The organism is Allokutzneria sp. A3M-2-11 16 (assembly GCF_024213555.1).
GTDB lineage: Bacteria > Actinomycetota > Actinomycetes > Mycobacteriales > Pseudonocardiaceae > Allokutzneria.
In genome coordinates, this window is record NZ_JANAVO010000004.1 from 230927 (window position 1) to 254790 (window position 23864).

Genomic DNA, 23864 nt, shown 5'->3' on the forward strand with positions numbered 1-23864 from the left:
GTGGGTGTCGGTGACGCGGTAGGGAACGCCATCGACAGTGCCGTCGATCCCTTCGCGTACGCGATGCAGAAGTTCGCGGCCTCGGTCGACGAGTACGTCCACGAGTTCCAGAAGTGGGCGTCGAATCTCGGCATCTGGGTACCGCCGATCGACATGACCATGGTGGTCAACGGTCTGCTCGGCCAGTACCCCAAGGCCGACGCCGAGAAGTCGCGGCAGCTGGCCGAGCACTACTTCGACGAGTCCAAGCGCGTCCTGGACTTCAGCGAGAGCATGCTGACCCTCGGCAAGCAGCTGGAGATGGACTTCGAGGGCGCCACGTCGTTCCAGGCGCAGCAGAAGCTGGCCGAGGTCCAGCGCAACCTCTACGAGGTCGGCCAGGCCGCGCGCCAGATCGGCATGGGCGTCAGCGACTTCAACACCCAGATCGTGCTCATGAAGAGCATGTACCAGGCGAACCTGGCGCTGCTGGCCTACGAGGTGGTGCGCGCGCTGATCGCGGCGGTCCCCACCCTGGGCGGCAGCATCGCCACCTTCGTCGGCATCAGCCTGCCCATCCGCATCCTCGCGGCCAAGAAGATCTTCACCGAGATCATGGAGGCCGTCGCCAGGATCATCGCGGAGAAGGGCTTCATCAAGGGCATCGTCCTCGGCGGGGCGAAGGCCGCGGCCCGGCAGGCTCCGCGAGCGGTCCTCGTCACGGCGCCGAAGGCGATCGCCAAGGTGGTCGCCAAGGGCGCGGTGCACGTGGGGACCAAGGTGGTCCACGCGGTCAAGCCCACCACGATCTGGCAGGGGATCAAGAACGCGGGCCACGCGATGCGGCCCTCCACCATCGCCGGTCGCGCCGTGGCCCGGCGAGTGCAGACCGAACTGGCGGAACGACTGGCCCAGCAGGCCCTGCTCCGCGCGGGGCGCGAGGGAGCGGGCCGGTTCGCCCGGGCCCAGGCGATGCGCAGGGGCATGGCCGGGCGGGTGATGAGCACGGCGACGAACCGGGAGGTCGCCCGCCTCGCCGCGGCCCGGTTCGCGGGACGGGAGCTGGGGCAGTCGGCGATGAACCCGGCGCTGCGCCGGGCGCTGATCTCCCAGGTGGACAACACCCTGGCCAACACGACGATGCGCCGCGAGCTGTTCCAGCGCGTCAAGGGCTACGGTCTGCGGTCGGCCCTGCTCTACGGTGTGGGAACCGACGTCGCCGCGCAGTTCATGACCATGCTGCGCACCGACGGCCACCACCAGTTCTCCCCGATCGCGACGATGGCCGCGTTCGTCGGTGCGGCACTCGGCGGTGCCCCGCTCGGCCTCGCCAACCGGACCTTCGGCTTCCTCGCGCTCGGCGCGGCCGGTGGTCTCGCCGGTCTCTACGGATCGCACTACACCACCCAGGGACTGACCGACCTCTCGATCATGGCTGGCGTGGCGCCACCGGAGGTCATCGCGCAGCGCGCCTCCCGAGGCAACCTGCCCGAGGAGGAACTGTCGGCGAAGGCACTCTGGGAGGCCGCCGTCGGTGGTGCCCTCGGCGGTACCTGGGAGCAGGTGATCGGCGAGCGCAGCTGGGCCGACGCCCGGATGAACTTCACCGACATGCGCCTGGCGTACCGGTCGATGGGCCAGGTCGCCATTCCGGACCTGTTCCAGAACGCGCCGGTCAACGCTCCCCCCATCAACGCGCCCGACCCGACGGTCGCCGGTGGTGGCGGGAACACGGCCACAGGTGGTAGCGGGAACACCGCGACCGGCGGCGGTGGCGGCCGGACCACGACCTCGCAGACCGGGTCCCCGCAGACCGGTGAGGGCGCCGGGCGGCGGGTCGTCGTCGCGGGCGGGGACGGACAGCAGCAGACGCTGAACCCGGCAACGGGGCAGGTACAGGGCAACGACACCCAGACCCCCGGCCAGACCGAGACCCGCAGGCCCAGCCCCGCCCCCGACAACAGCGACGGCGGGACGCGGGACGAGGGCTCCTCCGAGTCCGGTTCCGGCGACGGTGACAGCAGCGGTGACAGCGGCAGCGGTGAAGGCGGTGAGGGCGGGGGGCTCGGTGGCCGCGTCGTCAACACCGTCGCCAACACCGTCAGCAACGTCGGCGAGGCGATCGCCAACCTCGGCGGTGGCGACGGCGGTGGCACCGGTGGCGACGGCGGTAGCACCGGTGGCGACGGCGGTGGCACCGGCTCGAACACCGGCGACGGGCAGACCCAGACCGGGGACAGCGACACCAGCGCCGGCGAGTCGAACACCGGTGACTCCGACTCGGACAGCGGCGACTCCGGGGACGGCACCCGGCAGCAGGGGGACGACGACACCTCCGCGTCGAACCGGCGCCAGAGCAGGATCGAGGACACCCACCAGGGTCCGGAGCAGACGCTGGAGACCCCGGAATCCCGCATGGAGGAGTTCACGACGGAGGGCGAGGGGGACGGCAAGAAGACCGACCAGCCCGTCCTGCACTCCGACGAGATGTCCACGATGGGCTTCTCGGTGGCCGTCGAGGACCTGCAGAACAACGGCACGATCACCATCCACACCGACGCGAACGGCAGTCCGACCAGCGTCACGGCCGTCTCGGAGGACGGTGCCGTCGTCGACGCGACCTTCGCGCTCAACGGGGACCTGCCAACCGGCGCGGTCCGCGTCGTCCCCGGCACGTTCGAGCTGACGCCCAACGGCTGGGTGCAGACCAGTCCAGCGCAGATCCAGGTCTCCACGGCCGTGGTCAACACGGTCGAGGGCATGATCACGCACTCCAAGGAGCAGCTGGACCGGGCGTTGCGCGCGCTGTGGACCGACAGCCCGGTGGTGCAGGTCGGCAACATCGGCCCGAGCAACGGCCGGGCCACTCCGGCGGACCCCGACGTCTCCCGGGAGGGCCAGACCTGGCACACCGCGCCGCGGGCCGTGCGGGTCGACACCCCCTCGACCACGCCGGACGCCGACACGGACACCGAAACCGAGGGCGACGCCGCCGACCGCGGCGTTCAGGCGCTGAGCGACGAGATCAGGCGGCTGCAGGACGGGGCGGAGGCGGACACCCCGGCCACGGACGGGCAGGCACGGCCGATCGCGGTCACCGGCCACGCCGACCCCAAGGTCCCGAGCGCGAAGAAGGCGGCGCTGGGCTTCCTCCAGCCGGAAGAAGAGCCCCGGCTGAACACGACGATCGTGCACTACTCCGACAACACGCGGATCGTCGTGGACTTCGTGGTCGACTCGGACGCCGACCACATCGTCGTCGACGCGGGTGACTGGGTCGGACTGCACGACGGGACGATCGCCCAGCAGACCACCGCGAAGGTCACCATCCCGGTGACGGAGTCCGCGGAGCAGATGCGCTCCTACATCGACACCGCGATGCGGGAGCTGCACAACACCGTCCCCGGCAACGACCCAGACGGGGCGGTGCCGCACGCCCGGTTCACCCACAACGCCGCCGACGCCACCTCCGAGGAGCGCACCCAGCCGCTGGAGGACAAGGTCGAGGTCAGCGCCGACTCCGAGTACCACCAGGAGTTCGACGGCGAGCTCAAGGACGCCGTGGAGCGGCTCGTCGGGCGGACGGCGACCGATCCCGGGACCGGCGCCGCGCTGCCGGTGCGGATGGAACGGGCCGGGGAGCTCATCCGGCTGCACTACCCCGACGGCACCGTGGTCGACGTCCTGATCAGGACCGTCAACGACCTGCGCGCGGGCGGTATCCGGATCACCCCGCCGGAGCGGGTGGCCGTGGACGGCGTGCTGCGGCAGTCGGGCCCGATGATCATCGAGGTCTCCGGCTTCGGCCCGGACGACGCGGGCAAGCGCAAGATGATCGCGGGCGTGCTGATGCGCAAGGCGCTGATGCGCGCACACGAGCTGGTCATGGGCGAGGGCGTGCTGGCCGATGGCGCGGTCGCGCTGCGCACCGACCCGCAGGCGCAGCCGGTCCTCGCCGCGGTCCGGTCGGTGGTGCCGTCCGCACGGGTCACGCCCGACCCCGACGCCCCGGGCGACCCGTCGCGGTACACCGTGCGGCTGGCCGGTCCGGAGTACACCGCCGACGTGCAGCGGATCATCCTGGCGATGGAGGCCGCCGGGTACCGGCTCGCCGCCGACGAGCACGGCGACGGCATCGCCAACGCCTGGGTGGCCGGTGGGCTCGGCGTGACCGCCACGTGGATCACCCCCGGCGGCGACACCATCGTGCTGAACCTGGAGACCCCGGCCTCCCTGACGGCCAGGAACTACGGGCGCCAGGTCCAGCAGCAGCTCCAGGGGCTCGCCGAGGGCGACCCGCTGGCCGACGCCCTCGCCCGGCGGGTGGAGGAGGTGGTCCAGGCCGTCCCCGTGCCGGACGACGCCGCCGAGCTGCGCTCCGAGGGCGACTGGCGCGAGGACCCCGAGCTGCTCGCGCAGCCGAGCCCCGAACCCCCGATGAACAGCCGGGAACGGGCGACCAAGCTGCTCGAGGCCGCCGTCAAGCAGGCCGGCGACGGCATCGGCCTGCTGCGCGACCTGGGCATCACCGGCGACGGTCCCTCGGTGCTGGCCGCGATGGTCCGGCTGCCGGAGACCAACCACGTCGCGCTGGCCAACACCGTGCTGGAGCAGCTGCACGCGCGCGGGCTGCACGTGACCGGCCCGATCGTCAACGCGTGGGCCGACGGCGAACCCGGCGTCCTCGTCCAGCTGCGCGACGCCCAGACCGGCCAGCGGGTGCGGCTGCGGCTGGTCACCGCGCAGGGCGCGGAGGCGAGGGCGGTCGCCAACCACCTCACCCGGCTGGATGCCGCCGACAGCACGGTGCAGCAGGAGATCGCCGACCTGGAGGCCGTACGGCGCAGCCTCGAAGGCACCGCGGGCGAGGCCCTCACCACCGAGCAGATCAACCAGCGGGTCGAGGAGTTCCGCCAGGCCATCGGGCGGGAGGAGGACGGCGGGACCGCGCAGACCCCCGAGCAGTCGGAGGAGCCCGCCGACGCCTTGCGGCGGGCGCTGGAGGACCTCGACGTCCGCCGGGAGCAGCTGGACCAGCAGCAGGCCCGGCAGGACCTGGAGCGGACGCGGCTGGAGCTGGCACGGGACGAGCTGCGGGAAGCCCGGATCGTGCCGCCGGGCGTCGACGGCGTCCGGGCGCCGGAGGCGCCGATCATCCGCTCGGCGTACGTGAAGGCCAAGGAGCACGAGTGGGCGGCCGACGCGGTCCAGGGGGACGAGGCGGCCGCGCGGATCGGCGAGGTCCCGGACGGGGTCACCGAGGAAGCCCTCGGCGCGATGGTCATCTTCACCGACTCCGCCGAGGACAACCAGCGGATGACCGACGCGCACCGCGGGGTCATGGAAGGCCGCGTCGCGGATCTGCAGACGGCCCAGGCGCGTGAGAAGACCATTCTGGAGCTCCTTGAGGAGCACGGCGACCGCCGGTCGGTCCGGAGCCGGCTGGAAAGGCAACTCGCGGAACACCGGGCGGCGATGGACCGGTCGGGCGTCCGCGACCTCACCCGGCCGGTCACCGCGCAGGACCTGCTGGACACCGGCGTCTACGAGGACCTGCTCGAAGCGGAGCCGAAGAAGCGCTTCTGGCACAACGCCGAGCGGCGCCTGCAGAAGGCGCTGACCAGGATGGCCGAGCGCGACGCCACCGTCATCAGCGAGGTCACCGCCGCGGCGCGGCACGCGGTCGCCAGCACCGGGCCGATCGCCGTGCGCTGGGGCTTCGACGACCTCGCGGCGGCGGTCCTCCAGGCCGACGAGAACAAGCTCATCGGGCACCGGTTCGTCCAGCACAGCCCGATCACCGCATCGACCCACGCCGACCACGCCTCGGCCAACACCTACGAGGCCGTCGTCTACCTGCCCGGCGACGCGAGGGTGCTGCACATCGGCGACGACGCCTGGACGGCGAACACGCTGCTGCCCGCGGGCACCGAGTTCGAGATCGCCCGCGTCCGCGAGGTCGGCGGCAAGGTCCAGCTGCACATCGTGGCCGTCGGCGGAACCGCGCTGGGCACGGCGACCTCGGACGACTCGGTCACGGCCGCGACGGGCGCGGACGGCGAGAGCACCACCGAGCGGGTGCTGCGGGCGCTCTACGAGGCCGTCAACCAGACCGCGGACGAACCCAAGCACGAGCTCGACCTCGGCGCGACCGGCAGCGAGATCCCGCACGTCATGGTGCGGCTGCCGGAGGACGGACACGCCGACCACATCCGCACCCTGCTGCGCGAGTTCCAGGCGCGCGACCTGCACGTGACCGGGCCGATCGTCAACGGCTGGCCGGAGGGCGACCCCGGCATCAGGTTCGAGGTGCGCGACGGGCAGACCGGCCAGCGGGTGCGGGTGCGCGTGGTCACCCCGCAGGGCGCGGATCTGCGCCGGGTCACCAACGACCTCACGCGGCTGGACGAGCGTGAACGCACCGTCCAGGAGAACCTCACGCGCCTGGAGTCCGTGGAGCAGATGATCCGCTCCGCTCCCCAGACCCAGGACGAGCGCGACCGGGCCGAGGACGCCGACGGCGACGCGGAGCGGGAGCCCACCCAGCGGGAGCAGGCGCTCGCCGAGCTGGAGGAGCACCGGCGGCAGCTCCAGAGCAGGCAGGACCGCATCAACGGGCGGCGAGCCCGGCTGACGGCGCGGCAGGAGGAGCTGCGCGCCGCCCTGGTCGCCCCGGCCGGTGTCGAGACCGTGCGCGCGCCGCGGCCCGCGCGGCCCGCCGACGCGGCGCTGCGGAACCAGGCGCTGGCCGAGGGCGTCGACGACTACGACGCGATCCTGCGGATGACCGACGCCTCCGAGTGGCGGACCGGCAGGCGCCCAGAAGGCATCACCGACGAGAACGTAGACGCGCTGCACGCCGCCACGGGCATCAGGGCCGAGATGTTCGGCAGGGCGCTCCAGGCGGCGCTGGCCAACCGGCCCGCCGATCAGCGCGCGGAGCCGATCACCGGCGCCGAACTGATCGCGACCGGTCTCTACGCGCACCACATCGACGGGCTGTACACCGAGGCCGAGCTGCGGCAGTTCGCCGAGCAGGACGCCGCGACCTTCAACGGTGTCACCGAGGCCTTCGACAAGGTCGAGCCGTCCACCGAGCCGGTGCAGCTGTACTGGGGCTACGACGACCTCACGCGGCTCACCGGGGCGTTCAGCGCTCCCGGCGAGCTGATCGGCAGGCGTTTCACCAACCAGGCGCCGACCGCGGCCGCGGTCGAGCCGGAGAACACGGGGCGCCCCCACCAGGCCCGGATCTACGTGCCGAGCGGGACGAAGGTCCTCTACCTCGGCGAGGTGTCCGGCACCCCGACCGACGCGCTGCTGCCCGCCGGGGCGGAGCTGGAGGTCGTCCGCGTCCGCGAGGTCGACGGCCAGGTCGAGCTGGACCTGATGCTCGTCGGCACCGCCGAAACGGCGCAAACGTTCGTCCAAACGGACGAAAGCTCGCAGCAAGAACCGGAAAGTGACCCAGCCGATACCGAACGGGCCGATACCGAACGGGCCGTCGAGGTGCTGCGCGAGGCCGCGGACGCGGCCCTGGCCGACGGCAGGCCGGAACTGGTCTCCAGCTCGCTGGCCTCGATGGTGATGCTGGGCGTCGCGCCGGTCACGCCGGACGCCGCCCGGCTGGTCGCCGCCGCGGACGACGTGCTCGCCGCCTACCGCGACTTCGCCGCGATCGCTCCGGACGCCGACACCACCGCGGCGGGCGACGCTCTGCACGACGCCGTGCACGCGGTGCGCGAGCTGCTGGGGTTGCCCAAGCTGGACGAGGCGACGACCGCGGCCGCGGGCTCCGTCGTCACCGAGCTCGACGATCCGGCGCGGGAGCTGGTCGGCAGGGTCGCGGAGTCCGTCGCGCAGGAGATCGCCGACGTCACCGGGCGCTCGGTGGAGAGCGTGCGGCAGGCGATCCGGGACGCCGTGCGGACGATGACCGTCCTCGACGACGGCGACACCGCGGGACGGGCGTTCGTCGACTGGGCCATCGGCGACGGCAGGCTCTCCGTGCGCGTCGAGGACGGGGTCACCGTCGCCGAACTCGCGGGCCGCGTCGTCCACGAGGCCACCCACATGCTCCAGGGCGATCCGCGGGGACTCGCCCCGGATGTGTTGCGGCGCATGGAGATCGAGGCGCACAAGGCCGAACTGGTGCTGTACCAGTCGCTGCCGACGAGCGTGCTCACCGCGGAGCTGGCCGAGGTCGCGTCGTGGACGCCGGGCATGGTCGAGCTGGTCGCGGCGAAGGTCCACCCCGACGACAGCCCGTACATCGTCGGACTGTCCGAGGGCACCAGTTCGCTCCAGTACTCCCGCCGGGACGGCGGCAGGCTCAGGGGTCTGTTCGGCCGTGCCCTGCGGTCGCTGCGCGCCGGTGACAGCGCCACCGGGATCGCCCAGCTCCAGGACCTCGTCGCCAGCGCCGTCGCCACCCTGCCGCAGGGCAGTCCGGTCGACTTCACCGCGGTGGACCTGAGCCAGTTCCGCGACGCGCTGCCGGTCGTCCAGGGCGATCCGGGCACGCTGGACACCGCGATGGACGAAGGCGCCCGCCGAGGCGCGGCCAGGGTCTTCGTCAACGAGATCGCGGCCAGCTACCGGGAGGACGGCCCGGGCACGGCCCACCGCGAGAACCTGCGCCGGTTCGCGGCCGAACAGCTCGGGCTCGAAGCGGACGAGGTCCAGCTGGTCGCGCTGAGCAAGGGCCGGTTCTTCCGGGTGGTCCACAACGGCGAGACCGTCTCGGTCATCGGCGTTCTCTTCACCGTGGAGGAGCTGGCGGCCCGCACTTGGGCGGACCCGTGGCTGCAGTCCCAGGGCTTCACCGCCTTCGACCTGTCGACGGCCCAGGCCGCGGGTGTCATCCACTTCGGCGGCGCCCCGATCCCGGTCCTGATGAGCTCGCCCGCACCGGGCGAGACCGAGTACCAGATCGCCCAGAAGATCGCCGCGGCCGCGCCCGACGAACGGCAGCCGCACGTCGACCGGCTGAAGCGGCTGCTGACGTTGTCCGCCAAGGCGTTGGCGGAGCTGCACGTGCGCACCCGGAACGCCGCGCTCGGGGACGGCCCCGCCGGGGCCCACTGGCTGGAGACGGCCGCGGAGTTCCTGCGCACCGCCCACGCGATGGCCGTGGCCGACGGCAGGCCGGAGCTGGTCCCCGGCAACCTGGCCTCGCTGCTGGAGCAGCAGGCCAGGACCGCGGTGGCGATGCCCGACGAGTGGGTCGCGGCGGCGCACAACGACGCCCACGGCGACAACGTCCTGTACCACCGGGACGAGGAGACCGGCGAGGAACGCGTCACCCTGATCGACTTCGAGTTCCTGCACGAGACGCTGGCCTCGGACCGGACTCCGACGGGCCGGATCTCCACGCAGCGCGACCTGGAGATCTTCGCCGACCACCTCCGGCGCACGCTGGAACAAGACCTCGACCTGTCCGAGCTCAGCACCGAGATGACCGAGCACTTCCAGTCCGCTTACGAGTCGGCGGTGCGCGGGCTGACGCTGGACGCCGAGCTGAACGCCTACAAGGCGTTCGCCGCCGCGCAGCAGGTGTTGACCACCTACCGCGAGGGTGGCTCCCCCGAAACTCTCGCCGCCCAGGTGCACACGGTTCGCGACATGCTGGGGCTGGCCAGGCTGGACGCGGAGACGACCGCCGCCACCGGCTCCGTCGTCACCGAGCTCGACCCTTCGACGCGGCAGCTGGTCGGCACGGTGGCGGAGTCCGTCGCGCGGGAGATCGCCGACCTCACCGGCAAGTCGCTCGGCGAAGTGTCGTGGATGATCGACCACGCGGTGTGGACCATGACCGAGCTCACCAGCGCCGATACCGACGCGCGCGCCGTGCTCGACTGGTCCACCGGCGAGGGGCGGCTCTCCGTTCGGGTCGCGGACGGGGCCACCGTCGCCGAACTGGCCGGGCGGATCGTCCACGAAGTCACCCACCTGCTCCAGGGCGACCCGCGGGAACTGCCCACCGAAGTGTTGCGGCGCCTGGAGATCGACGCGCACAAGGCCGAACTCGCGCTGTACCGGTCACTGCCGACGAGCGTGCTCACCGAGGAGCTGGCCGCGGTCGCGGCGTGGACGCCGGGCATGGTCGAGCTGGTCTCGGCGAAGGTCCACTCCGACGACAGCCCGCACATGAGGGCGCTGGCCGAGGGCGACAGTTCGCTGCAGTACTCCCGGCGCGGTTCCGGCGGGCTCAAGGGTCTGTTCGGGCGCGCGGGCAAGCTGGTCCAGTCGCTGACCCAGAGCGAGTCCATGACTCCCTCGGTGGCGCAGCTGCGCGGTCTCGTCGACAGCGTTCTGGTGGGACCGTCCGGGCAGCGGGTCCGGGTCTCCACCTCGTCGATGAACGAGTTCGTCGACGCGCTGGCCGTGGTCGAGGGCACCCGCGACGGCGACACGATCCCGCACATCGACAGGCGGATGGCGGCGTTCAGCGAGTACTCGACCGCGCTCGTGCACGCCGACGAGCCGGGCAGCCCCGGAGCGCGGCACCGGGAGAACCTGCGCCTGTTCGCCGCCGAGCAGCTGGGCCGTGACGAGGGCGACGTCGAGCTGGAACTGCTTGCCGGGGAACGGTTCTTCAAGGTCCTGGTGAACGGCGAGGCCGTCGCCGTACTCAGCGTGCACCAGTCCATCGAGGACCTGGCGTACCGCTTCTGGGCGGACCAGCGGCTGGCGGAGTACGAGGTCGAGAACCACGGCTACGACCGCTTCGAGATGCCCGAGTACCTCGCGCTCGGCGTGGTGCACGGGCCCGACCTGCTGCTCGGTGTCTCGCTCACCACCCTGATGCCCGGCGAGACCCTGACCCAGCTCGCGCAGCAGGTCGCGCGGGCGGGCGAGGACGCGCGGCCGCAGCAGGTCGAGCGGGTCAAGAAGATGCTGGAGCTGGCCGCCAAGGCCTTCGCGGAGCTGCACCTGCGGACCCGGCACTCGTCCAGCGCGGAAGGCCCGGCCGGGGCGCACTGGCTGACGCCCGCGACCGAGCTCGTCCGCGCCGCGAACGAGCTGGCCGAGGCCGACGGGCGGTCCGACCTGGTGCCCCGGGACCTGGTCACGGCGCTGGAGGAAAGCGGTCTGCTGGCCGAGTTCCTGCCCGCCGCGTGGGTCTCCGCCGTGCACGCCGCCGCGCCGAGCGAGGAGCACACCTCCGCCGACAACTTCCTCTTCAGCGACGAGGACGGCACCGCCAGGCTGTCGCTGATCGACCTTGAGGCGCTGACGCTGTCCCTGGACGGCTCGGGCGTCCCGCTCGGCATGTCCAGCGAGAACGATGTCCGGGCGATCGCTGTCGGCATCCGCACCGCCTTCGGCAGGGTCGGCATGGACGGCCTCGCCCCCGAGCTGGTCCAGCACTTCGAAGCCGCCTACGAGAACGCCGTGCGCATCGCGACGATGGACGGCGACCTGAAGAACTTCCAGACCTTCGTCGCCGCGCAGCGCGTGCTCAACGAGTACAAGGCGTTCAGCGAGACCGGCGAGGACACCGGCGGCGTCGAGGACGCGGTGCGGGCGCTGCACGAGCTGCTCGACCCGCTCGTGGCCACCCAGGCGACGACCGTGGTGACCGACCTGGACGCGCAGAGCGCGGAGATCGAGCGGGTCGCGCTGCTGGCCGTCGACGCGATCGCCGACGCGCTCGGCGCCGACAGCGAGTACACCAAGGAGGACATCGCCGACGAGATCCGCGAGATCGTCGAGACGATGACCTCGCGCCCCGACGGCACGCTCCGGGCCTACCTGAACTGGGAAGACGGGAAGGTGACGGTCCGGCTGACGCCCGGGACCACCGTCGCCGAGGTGGCCGGGGCCGTGGTGCACGAGGTGACGCACTGGCTCCAGGGGCAGCCGACCGGGCTGAGCACGACCGAGTTGCAGGACCGCGAGGTCGCCGCGCACCTGGCCGAACGCGCCGTCTACCAGGCGATCCCGGCCGAGGCGCGGACCGAGGCGATGACCGCGGTCGTCGAGGCCGCCGACTTCGAGTCCATCGTCCGCACCGAGATCCACCCGCCCAACAGCGCCTACCTCGCGGCGCTGAGCAGCGGCGAGACCCTGTTGCAGCAGTCCGCCTCCGACGAGGGGCTGCCCACCGCCGCGCAGGAGCAGGAGTTCAGGGAGGCCCTGTCCCAGCTCGACGTCCACCTCGACGCGAACCGGCTGGTGGAGCCGGGGGCCGACGTGGACCTGCGCGAGCTGCACCGGCTGTTCGGGCCGCAGGACCTGCCGGCCGCGATCGTGACGGCGCTGGCCAGGGGCATGGGCGTGGTCCGGGTGATCGCCATGACGCCGGACGTGCAGATGCGCCGGGCGATGCTGCACCACGCGTGGCACGGGGCCGACGACGCGGGCAGGGCGCAGGTGCCGCCGAGGCTCCTGCGGCTGGCCGTGGAGAACCGCTACGGCGAGAACGTCCCGGCCCGCGTCACCGAGTTCCAGGCTTCGGTCGCCCGGCTCGACCAGGGCTACTCCCCCCTGCCCGCGAACGTGGGCGAAGCCGCCGCGCTCTTCGGCTACGACCCGGCGAACACCACCGAGATGGCGGCCTTCGCCACCGTGCTGGAGCAGGCGGGCATCGACCCGGACACCCGGTCCTACGACGAGCTGAAGGCGTTGCGCTCGGCCGCCGTCGACCTGTCGGTGCGGCGGGGCATGGCGACCGGCGAGCAGCGGCGCAACGTGATCGAGGGCGATCCGCAGGTGCTGGGCGCCGCGGTCCGGCTGCGGCCGTCGTTCCTGCGCCCGAGCGAGGCGCTGCCCGCGGTCCCGCTGCCCGCGGACTCGGCGGCGCGGGCGGCGCTGGACGCGAGCGTGCGCCAGGTGCTGCTCCAGTTCCTGCACGGCCAGCCCGCCGGGGTGGCCCTGCCGGGCGACCTGGCGTCGCCGCAGCTGTGGGACCAGGTGCGGTCGGCGATCTACTTCCACGGCGTCGGCTACGCGGCGCTGATGGTCAGCCAGCTGCCCGGCGCCCACCCGGTGCCGAACCTGGCAGCGGCCGACTTCGCCACCCTGGTCGGCGACCCCAACGCGCCGACGCCCGCCCAGCAGGCGTACCTCAACGGCGAGTTCCTGCGGGTCGAATGGGCGATGCCCGGTGAGGGCACGCTCGGCGCGGCGCTGGACCGCACGGGCGGGCGCACCGGCACGTTCGCCGCGACGACCGAGGACAACCTCCCGGCCCTCGCCGACCAGCTCGGCGTGCGGATCGTGCTGGTCGACGAGAACGGCGAGGCCCAGGTCCACGGCGAGGGCAGGCATCGGCAGCGCGTCGTCGTGCTGCGGCGGGGCTCGCACTACGTCGCGGCGCACACCTGGGGGCTGAGCGTGGCCGCGCCGCTGGGCGACGCCGCCCGGCCCGGTTCCGCCGCGGAGGACGCGTACCAGGGGTCCACCGCGGGCAAGCCCGTCGCGGCGCTCACCGCCGAGGAGACGCTGCGGCGGCTCGTCCCGGAGTTCACCGCCGCCATCGACCCCGCCTGGCTCGCCGCCGCCGGGTTGACCTCGGGCGAACTGCGCATCATCGCCGCGACGACCAGCCCGGAGCTGCTGCCCGCGGTGATCGCCGCGCACCTGGCGCGTGGCGCCAAGGGCATGCGGTTCATGCCCCTGTTCACCGAGCCGAACGAGGTCGCGCGGCAGGTCAAGGTGCTGCTGAGCGGTCCGGCCGCCGACCGCTCGCGCGTCCCGGTCCAGCTGGTCGACATCGCTTTCCACCGCCTCTTCGGCGCCGACGTCCCGGCCTTCGCCGCGCAGGTCCGCGACGAGATCGCCGAGCTGCACGGGGAAGTCGGCCTGCCGAGGACCACCCACGCCCTGCCGACCGCGCCGCCCCTGCCGGAGATCACGCCCCGGGAGGCGCTCCAGCACTACGCGCCGCAGTACACCGGGGACCTCGACTCGGCGACCCTGCTGGCCGCCGGGCTCGACGTCCAGGCGCTGCGCCAGATCGCCAAGCTCTTCGGGCCGGAGCAGGTGCCCGCCGCGGTCGTCACGGCCCTGGCCAGGGGCATGAGCTACCTGCACGAGGCGATCCGCCAGCCCGATGGGCCGATCATGCGCAACCGCGACTGGTCGTTCGCGTGGACCGGCCTCGACGAGCAGGCGATGACGCGCATCCCGGTGGACCTGCTCCAGGTCGCGGTGAACCGCAACCACGGCGCCACCGTCCCGGACGACATCACGCAGTTCCAGGAGGCGGTCGCCCAGGCGCACGAGAACGCGGCCCAGCAACAGACCGAAGAAACCGAAGAGACCGAGCAGACCGAGCAGACCGAAGAACCTGAGCAGAGCGAGCAGCCCGAGACGAGCGCGCCCGTCGAGGTCCCCGTCCTGGTGCCGTGGACCGACGGCACCGCGACGGTGCTGGACCCGGACGCCCTCGCCGCGCTCCAGGCGGACCGCGACGTCCCGATCGCCGACGACCCGACCAACTCCGACGGGCTGTTGCTGCGGATCGGCTTGGGCGCGGAGCCCTTGGTGATCCGGATCGACCCGGACGCAGACGGCCCGCGCGTCGAGGTGCCCGGGGACCGGCGTTCCCCCCTCGTGCTGGTCGTGCCCGCGCTGCCCGGCGACGCCGCGGACCAGGCGGCCGTGCTCGGCCCGCTGCTCGTCCAGCTCCCCGACCTGGTCACCGAGCACCGGGCGACCGCGGCGGAGCCCGGTGAGCAGACGCCTCCCCCGGCCCCCGGCCCCATCCAGGTCCACCACGGCGAACTCGGCACGTCCGTCGTCATGCCGCTCGCGGGGCTCACCCCCTGGGCGTACCAGGGCACCGCGACGCTGATCGACCCCGACGTCTACGTGGCCCTCGGCAACGACCCCGCTTTCCCCGGCGACGCCGCTCCGGACGCGAACTTCCTGCTGATCCGGATCGAGGACGACAGCTTCCCGCTGGGATTCGAGGCGGACGGCGACGAGTCGGCGGGCCCCCGAGTGACCGTCAGCTTCGCCGAGGACGGGACGCTGCAATGGTTCCGCGTCACCGTGCCCGCGCTGCCCGACCACCCCGCCGCGCAGCAGGCCCTGGTCGACCAGATCGTGGACCACCTCCCGGCCGCGCTGGACGGGGCACGGCCGCACGTCGTCACCGGCGAACCCGAGGCCGAAACCGGGGCCGCGCAAGCCGATCCGGATGCGCCGACCCAGCCGCTGCCGCAGGTTCCCGCGGCCAGCACCCTGGCCCTTCCGATCACGATCACCTGGACCGACGGCACCGCGGACACGGTCGACCCGGACGTCATCGACACCCTGCGGCAGGCGTTGCCGGGCTTCGTGCCGGTGCACGAGACCGAGGTGCCGGTGTGGGTCGAAGGAGACGACATCCCGCTGACGATCCAGGTGGAACCGTCCACGACGGACCCGCGGCTGGAGATCGTCAGGTCGGAGTCCGGCGCGCTGATGGAACTGGTGCTGGTGGTACCGGCGCTGCCCGCCGACGCCGACGCGCAGCTGGTCGTGCTCTCCGACCTGGTGAACACGGTCCCGGACTTGGTCGACCCCACAGCAGCCCCCACGACAGCCCCCGCGACCGCACCGGCGGGCCAGTCCCAGGCCGGGACGAGGTCGGTCATCACGGCGCTGCCCGCGCTGACGCCCTGGTCCCACCAGGGTTCCGCGACCACGGTCGACCCCGACGTCTACGTGCGGATCGGCGCGGACGACGCCTCCTCGGCGCAGACCGCGCCCAGCGGGGACCACCTGCTGGTCCAGGTCGACGGGCAGACCGTCCCGTTGGTGGTCACCACGACCGGCGACACCTCGGGCGATCCCGTCGTCATCGTCTCCCTGCGGCCGGACGGAACGGTGGCGGGATTCGAGGCGCTCGTTCCCACGCTGCCCGACGACCCGGACGCGCAGCGGCTCGCGGTCGAGCAGATCCTCGAACAGCTCCCCGTGGTGCTCGCCGACGCGCGGCAGCTGCTCACCCCCGACCAGGGCGACGAGCGGCCCGCGACGACGGCGAGCGGGATTCCGCTGGTCTACGACGAGGGCCTGGAGGTCGGCGAGGACGGCAGGCCGATCCCCCAGGGCGAGCCCACCCTCCCCGGCTTCATCAACGGCGGCGCCATCGGCCGCATCCCGCACGCCCAGGCGATCGCGGAGCAGCTCGGCGTCAGCGCCGTCGACGTGGACCAGGCGATCACCGCCCACTGGCAGGACGTGCTGAGCCCGCACGGCGCGCAGATCGAGTTCCGGACCACCGACGGCAGGCGGATCACCCGCCTGGTGCACATGGAGTTCACCGACCCGAAGAAGGTGCGTTCCGGGGTCCGGCCGCACGAGCAGGGCCACGGCACCTTCGCGCAGGGCCAGGGCGGCTTCGAGAACTCGGCCGGCCGCAGCAGCTCGCTCAGCCTGGGCCTGGCCGCCACGGCCGAGGACATCGTCGGCCTCGCCGTCGCGGGCGCGCCGGTCATCGGGGAGAACCCGATCGCCTCCGCCAACATCGGCAAGAAGTTCTCCTTCTCCACCAGCCAGTCGGTGCAGGCCCAGCAGTTCGGCGAGACCAACCACGCCGTCACCACCAACCGCGGCCCGGCGACCGCGTTCGAGGTCGCGGTGACCGTGCGGGTCTCCGAGCTGACCGAGGACCCGGGCGAGTTCGTCCAGGTCGCGGAGTTCACGCCGTACGGCAGCACCGACGGCCAGTGGACCCCGGACACCAAGGACACGCTGGTCGTCGGTGTCCCGGACACCTTCCTGGAGCGGGTGGAGAAGTCCGTCCGGCGCGATCTGTCCACTGTGGACACCACGGACGCCGACGTCCCGCACATGGCCCTGGCGGCGTGGGACGGCCGGAACAAGCTGATCAAGCAGGTCATGGACATGCTCGGCCCGTCGGTGGGCACGGCCGTCCCCGACCTGCGCAGGCAGATCGAGACCGCGATCGTCGAGTTCAGCGCGGACATGGTGCGCCCGGCGAACCGGGACGAGGGCTACTCGTTCCCGATCGTCGACTCGGCGGGCAACGTCGTCGCGCGGCCGATGCTGCGGTCCGCGCTGAACCCGGCCGGGGCCACCATCGTCGGCGGCAACGACGCCGGGCGCTTCGCCAAGGGCGGCCTGCTGCTGGAGCGCGTCCTGGTCTGGTTCCTCAAGACCGGCGGGGTCACCGCCGTCGGCCGCGGGCTCAACACCGAGACCGGCGCGGGCTCCAAGGTGCTCGGCTGGCTCGACTCCATGGTGCAGGGCATCCTGCCGCACCGGGGCGGCCGCTCCTGGAGCCGCTCGGAGACCAGCGTCACCTACTCCGACTCCACGGTCATCAACGTGCGCGTGGGGCGCGAGCGCGCCGTCACGCTGAAGGTCCCCGCCGCGATCACGGTCCAGCTGCAGAGCCCGACCGGGGACAAGGTCGGCGATCCCGCGGTCGTGGACACCGAGCTGGTCGTGCAGATGTCGCGCAAGGACGCGGTGGAGCACGGCTACCCGACCTCGGTCGACGCGATCGGCCCGGACGGCGAGTCGGTCGACGGGATCGTCAAGAACCCGAACGAACCGGACGCGGTGCTGCCGGAGTTCGTCTCGAAGGTCGGTGTCGGCACCGGTCTGCTGGAGGAGCTCGTCCTCGACACCGAGGACGGGCAGCCCAAGGGCAAGGGCGAGGGCGACGCGCTCGCCCCGTTCATGCACCAGATCCTGCGGGAGCTGGCCAAGACCGGCGCCGTGCCCCCGCAGGCGGGCTCCACCGCCCAGACAGCCACCGAGCCGGACGCCCCCAAGCGCAAGCGGGTCTGGCGGCGGGCCGCGCAGGACAAGCGGGTGGTCAACCAGAACAGCATCGAGCGCCAGATCTCCGAGGCGATGCTCGAGTCGGAGATCGACCAGCTGGTCCAGAACGGCAAGCTGATGGTGCTCAAGCACTCCGACCTGCGCGACCCGGAGGACGCCCGGCAGACCCAGCTCATGGTCAACGCCCAGCTGGACCACTCGGCGGCGGTCTACCTCGGCAAGCAGCACAAGCAGCTCGCCCGGCTGCTGATCGAGACCGCCGCGAACTCCTTCGCCAACATCCGGTCCAAGGCCAAGCGCTGGTTCCTGGGCCGCGGCGGGGACAGGATCGAGGCAGGCGAGTTCGGCCAGGGCGGCGGGTTCGGCCGCAGCGTCGGCTCCGGCTCCTCGGTCGCCGAGCGCGCCAACGACGTCCACCTCTTCGAGGTCGACGGCAAGATGGACGCCTGGCTGGTCCCGATCACCGTCACCGGCACGGTCACCGGGCCGGACGGCGAACCGCAGACCGTCACCGTCACCGGCAAGGTCAAGATCTTCCTGCCCGCGGGCTTCGCCAAGGAGATGGAGCCGGTCAAGGTCGCGGACAAGACCGACAAGAAGGTCTTCGCGACCAACGGCACCATCGTCACCTCGGTCGAGGCGCGGGGCCTGCGGGAGGCCGTCAAGGGGATCGCGCCCGAGCTGTTCAAGCCCGACTCGGACTCCGTCGAGGTGCTGGAGAGCATGCTCGACGTCACCACCCTGCACGCCAAGCTCAAGCAGATGATCGCCAGCGGCACCACCAACGACCAGCTCTTCGAGACCGGTGTGGGGCGGCACGGCAAGTACAAGGTCGGCATGAGGCTGGTGCCGAAGCAGACCCATCGGATCGGTCGGGTGCCCAACGCGGTCACCGGGCACTTCACCTTCCGCCTCAACGCGATCACCGGCAACGTGAACTGGTCCAGCCCCAGGGGCGTGGACGGCTCGTTCGCCGAGGGCCTCATGGAGCTGGCGGGCGAGAGCGGCGTGTCGGCCAACATCGGGCGGGCCACCTCGGGCGGGGAGGTGCGGACCCGGATCGGCGGTGAGGAGCAGCTCCCGCTGAGCTTCGAGGACGAGCAGCCGCACATGCGGACCGAGTTCGACCTCGTCGTCGAGGTGACCTACGAGCCCGGCGCCAAGCTGCCCGGGGAGCGGGGCTGGACCCGCTCGGTCACCCACGACCTGAACGCGACCTGGGTCAAGGCCGAGTCCGAGATCATGGAGGACTACGCCGACGGCACGCTGGCGCTGCCGCAGGAGGACGTGACCCGCTCGCTCAAGCGCTGGCGGGAGGGCGACGCCCAGTTCGGCCGCAACACCGTCACGCTCTCCGCCGTGCGCCTGGCGCGGGCTCAGCGGGCGGCGGGCCTGGAGATCGACCACGACCTGCTCGACGCGGCGCTGCGGCAGTACTCCGACGAGGAGCGCGGCACCGACCCCATCGACACCCGTGCCGCGACCGAGGCGGCGCTGGACCGCCTCACCGAGATCGCCGAGACCGCGCACGCCGCCCCCCAGGCGATGCGGGACCTGCACCTGCCCGCCGCCATCGCCAAGGGCCAGTCGCTCGGCGGCCAGGCGGCGGTGCGGTCGCTGGTGCTGGAGCACGAGGAGAACGGCGAGACCACCCAGGTCCACGAGCACGACCTGCTGATGGGGCTCATCGGCGAGAACATGCCCGAGCTGCTCGACCGAATTCGCGGCCTGCACGGCGGTCTGGCCGCCGAGACCGCGGGCACCCGGATGCGCGGGCAGATCAGGTCGATGTTCAACCGCAGCCACAAGCTGTGGTCCGGAACGGTGCCGGTCGGCGGCAAGCTGCCGGTGCTCGCCGAGCACGCGGCCATCCACGGCACCATGAAGGCCGTCGGCAAGCCGGAGATCGTCGGCAGCCTCGGCAAGCACGGCATCGAGAACCTCGGCTACGGCTACGAGGAGATGGAGACCGCGCACGGCCTCAACGTCTCCGTCGGCGGCGGCCTGAACAACGCCGGGGTCATCGGCGAGGGCGCCGGGGACGCGCTGCCGGACAGCCTGTCGGTGGGCACCGGGCGCGGGCGTTCGGCCAACATGGCCGAGAAGCACCAGCGGACCTCGATCGACAGCCGGGCCAACTGGAGCGGCGTCCACATCGTCGAGATCCCGGTGGAGCTGACCTTCTCGGTCAGCAAGTCCCGCCTGCCGGGCAAGCTGCTGAACAACGTCCTGCTCGGCGGCCGCAACGTGCTGCCGGGCAAGCTGAACGCCTCCAGCTCCGGCACGGTGACGGTGCGCGGCAAGCTCACCGTCGAGGTGCCCTCCGGGGTGGTCTCCGAGCAGCGGCCCGCCCCGCCCGCGAACATCAACTTCGGCGAGCTGACCGACGCCCCGAACACCATCGGCGTCGACTACATCGACACCGCCCCGATCGAGGCGGCGTTCCTGGAGTTCGCCAAGAAGCTCGGCGTCGACGAGGCGCAGCACGGGGACCTGTTCCGCGCCTCGGTCGGCCCCGACCTGGCCGAGAACAACGTGCGCAACTGGCTCATGGGCCAGAACGTCACCACGGCCTACCAGATCCCCGGCCGGATGGACCCGGGCTACGCCCGCACCGTCTTCAACGCCTCGCTCAAGATGCGGCTGCGCGGCGTGCACGTGACCTCCGAGCGCCCGGACGGGTTCAACCTGGGCTACGCCAACAGGGACCACCACTCGTTCAAGTACGACATCGGCAACCAGAGCACGCTGCCGTTCAACCTCGGCGCGGGCGAGGGGCTGGACAGCCTCGGCGAGGTGCTCGACGGCGTCGACTTCAAGGGCAGCGCCTCCGTGGGCGCCCAGCGCAACCGCGGGGGCTCGGTCCTGCGCGGCAGCCGCCAGGAGCACTTCCACAAGGTGGTCGGCGAGGTCGTCGACGTGACCGCCTTCTACCACGTCGACTTCGAGGGCACGGCGAAGTCGGTGAGCACCAAGGGCAAGGAGAAGCTGGAGAAGCAGCTCTCCCGCCCCAACGCCGCGCGCGGCCAGGTCCAGTTCCGGGTGTTCTCCGAGAACGTGCCCGCGCTGCTGGCGGCGCTGGAGAACCCCGCGTGGGACCGCGACTCCGTGCTCGAACTCGCCGGCCTGAGCCCGGAGAAGATCGCCGCGAAGCTGCGCGAGCGGGAGGAGGACGCCCCGCGCTTCGACCTGGACCAGCTCATCGAGCAGGCCGCCGAGGCCGACCAGCTCGACACCGACTACCCCTTCCTCGGTGCCGCGAAGCAGGTCGAGGCCGGGCTGCCCCGGTCGGTCCGGCGGAAGCTGGAGGGCACCGACGGCACCGACGGCAGCGTGCTGGTGCGGCTGGACAGCGATCCGACGATCGCCCGCGCCGACGAGCAGACGGAGCTGGCGCGGCGGATCATCGCCGAGGTCGCGGACGTCCGGCAGCGGGCCGAGGCGCTGGCCACCCCGGAGAACCAGAAGGTCGTCGACCAGGCCGTCAAGCACGTCGAGGCGGCCGCGGCGATCGCGCTGGAGATCATCACCACCAGCGAGCAGCTCCCCGCCGCGCGGGCCGCGCTGCGGCGCGCCGAGACCGCCAACCAGGAGGCGCGGGCCGCGCTCGCCGAACAGCAGGGGCGGGCCCAGCGGGCCGAGCGGCCCGGCGCGGTGCGCCGGACGCTCCAGCGGATCGGCATCGGCCGGGCGAACGACGAGGCCGTCAAGGCCGCCGAGCAGGCGGCCAGGGAGGCCGGGCAGCACCTCGACCGGCAGCGGCAGGCGTTCGACCAGCTCAACGGCGCCTGGGACGCCGCGACCGGCCGCGGTGGCGAGATGCACGACACGCTCCAGGCCCTGGAGACCGCGGTCGGCACCGTCCTCGACGACCCCCGTGGCATCGCCGTGCTGCGCGACACCGACCTGCGGCACGAGGGCGACCCGCTGGAGACCGCCCGCGGTGTGGCCTCCGAGCTGCGCTCCGAGGTGCTGCTGACGCTGACCGAGGCGGACGGCAAGAAGGTCAGGTACTGGGTCGCGCCCGACGGCGGCGTGCGCCGCGACGAGGCGGACGGCGGTCCGGCCTACGAGCTGGACAACAACCCGGCGTTGCAGGAAGAGGTCGACCGCAAGCGCCTGGACCGCGACGAGCTGGTGCGGCGGTCCGTCGCCACCGGCCGCCCGCTGCGCATGCTGGTCCACGAGTCCCGCGACCCGGCGATCATCACCGCGGCGCGCTACGGCGTGAACATCGACCACACGCTGGCCGAGGCCGCGACCCGCAGGGAGCTGCGGGAACGGCTGGGCTACCAGGTCCACGACCCGCGCGCCGACCTGCTGGCCGAGCGCACCGAGCGGGACCGGGCCCGGTGGGAGGGCATGCGCGAGGACTTCACGCTCGCGCTGACCCAGGCCGGGATCTCCGAGCAGGAGATCATCCGCGCCCTGGTGCACGGCGTGGACCTCCGCGCCTTTTACCAGCAGGTCGTGTTCGACCGCGGAGTTCCCGCCACCGAGCTGCGCAGGCGCAGCAACCTCGTGCCGCTGATGCTGAACATCCCGAACACGCACGCGGAACTGGGCGCGCTGTTCGGCTTCGCGGACACGCCCGCCGACATGGCCAAGTTCCGGCACCTGCTGGAGGAGGCCGGGATGCCGCGGACGCTGGGCGCCTACGACGCGGCGCTGCTGCGCGGGCTCGCCGCGGACATGGCGGTGACCCACGGCCTGTTCCAGGCGTGGCAGCGCAGGCAGCTGCTGGAGGTGGACCCGCAGCACGCGATCGGCGCGGCGCTCCTGCGCCCGGCCGACCCGACCCAGGCCCCGGCGCCCGCGGCCGACCCCGAGCGGCAGGCGGCGCGGGCGGCCACGGTCGACGAGATCGTCCGCCGCTACTACCACGGCCTGCCGATGGGCCGCGCCTTCCGCGGTGAGAACGACCTGGACGCCGACCGTCGCGCCGAGATCGACGCCGCGCTGGCGCAGTGGGGCGTGCCGTACGCGGCGTGGGTGGCCTCGCAGATGGAGGACTCGGCGTTCTCCGGCGACTTCACCACCGAGCGCCTGGCGCGGCAGACCGGGGACGGCAACGTCCCGACACCGGACCAGCTGCGCTACCTCTTCGACAACGAGGCGTTGACCGAATGGGCGTCGAACGGGGCGATCAACCCGTTCGAGGCGGTCTTCCGCCAGCTCCCCCAGGACGCGCTCGCCGACCGCGGCATCTTCACCGCCGAGGAGCTTGCCCAGGACATGCGGGCGGCGCTCGCGGCCGACCTGGAACGCGAGCCCGCCGACCGCGAGCTGCTGCACCTGGTCGACGGCCTGCGCAGCGAGTCGCAGCGCAAGGGCGCGATCGGCGACTGGACCAACCACGACCAGCTGGGCGGCGCGCTGCTCGACGCGATGCCGAAGCTGCTCGCCACCCGCCACGGGCTCGACATCGCCGTGGTCGACGGCGACTCCGCGATCACCCGGCACGGCGGCGACGGGCACCTGATCACGTTGCTGCGCACGGGCGATCACTTCATGCCGGTGTGGTTCACCGGCAGCGCGCCCGCCCTGCCCGACGTGCCCGCGCCCGCCCTCCCCATGGCCCCTGCGGGCGAGACCACCACCGGCACCGGCACTCTCACCGGCACTGGCACGGCACAGCCCGCGCTCCAGCCGCGCCCGCCGTACCAGGGCGACACCGCCTTCCAAGAGGCCCTGATCCGGTTCCCCACCAGGGCCTGGAACACCGGCACCACCACCGCGATCGACCCCGACGTGCTCAGCGCGCTGGTCGCCGACGGCACCGTCCCGGTCATCACCAGCCGGGACTACCTGGGCGAGCTGGAACTGCGGATGCCGGGCGGCGGCCGGATCGCGCTGGCGGTCGAGGTGGACCCGGACGCGAGCGCGCCCCGGATCGTGCTGTCCAAGAACCCCGACGTCGCGACGCGGCTGATCGTGCCCGCGCTGCCGGACGATCCCGCGGCGCGGCAGGAGTTCCTGGCGGAAGTCCTGCGCGAGGCGCCCGAGCTGATCGCCAAGGCGCGCGCGAGGTTCGGCGGTCCGTCCGCACCCGACCCCGACCCGGTGGCCGCGGCCATCCAGGCGCAGCTCGGGTTGCAGGGCGGCAACACCGACCCGCTGGCCGGGCTCATCTT

Annotated in this window: 1 protein-coding gene (cut by a window edge); it reads left to right on the forward strand. The window is 72.6% G+C overall.

Annotated features, from left to right (window positions below; genetic code table 11):
- Nucleotides 1–23864 carry the beginning of a phosphotransferase gene (locus NLX83_RS25320; RefSeq protein ID WP_254237653.1) on the forward strand. Its footprint extends 47200 nt past the window's final position, so the window shows 23864 of its 71064 coding nt (coding positions 1–23864); the start codon lies at nt 1–3; its stop codon lies beyond the right edge, outside the window.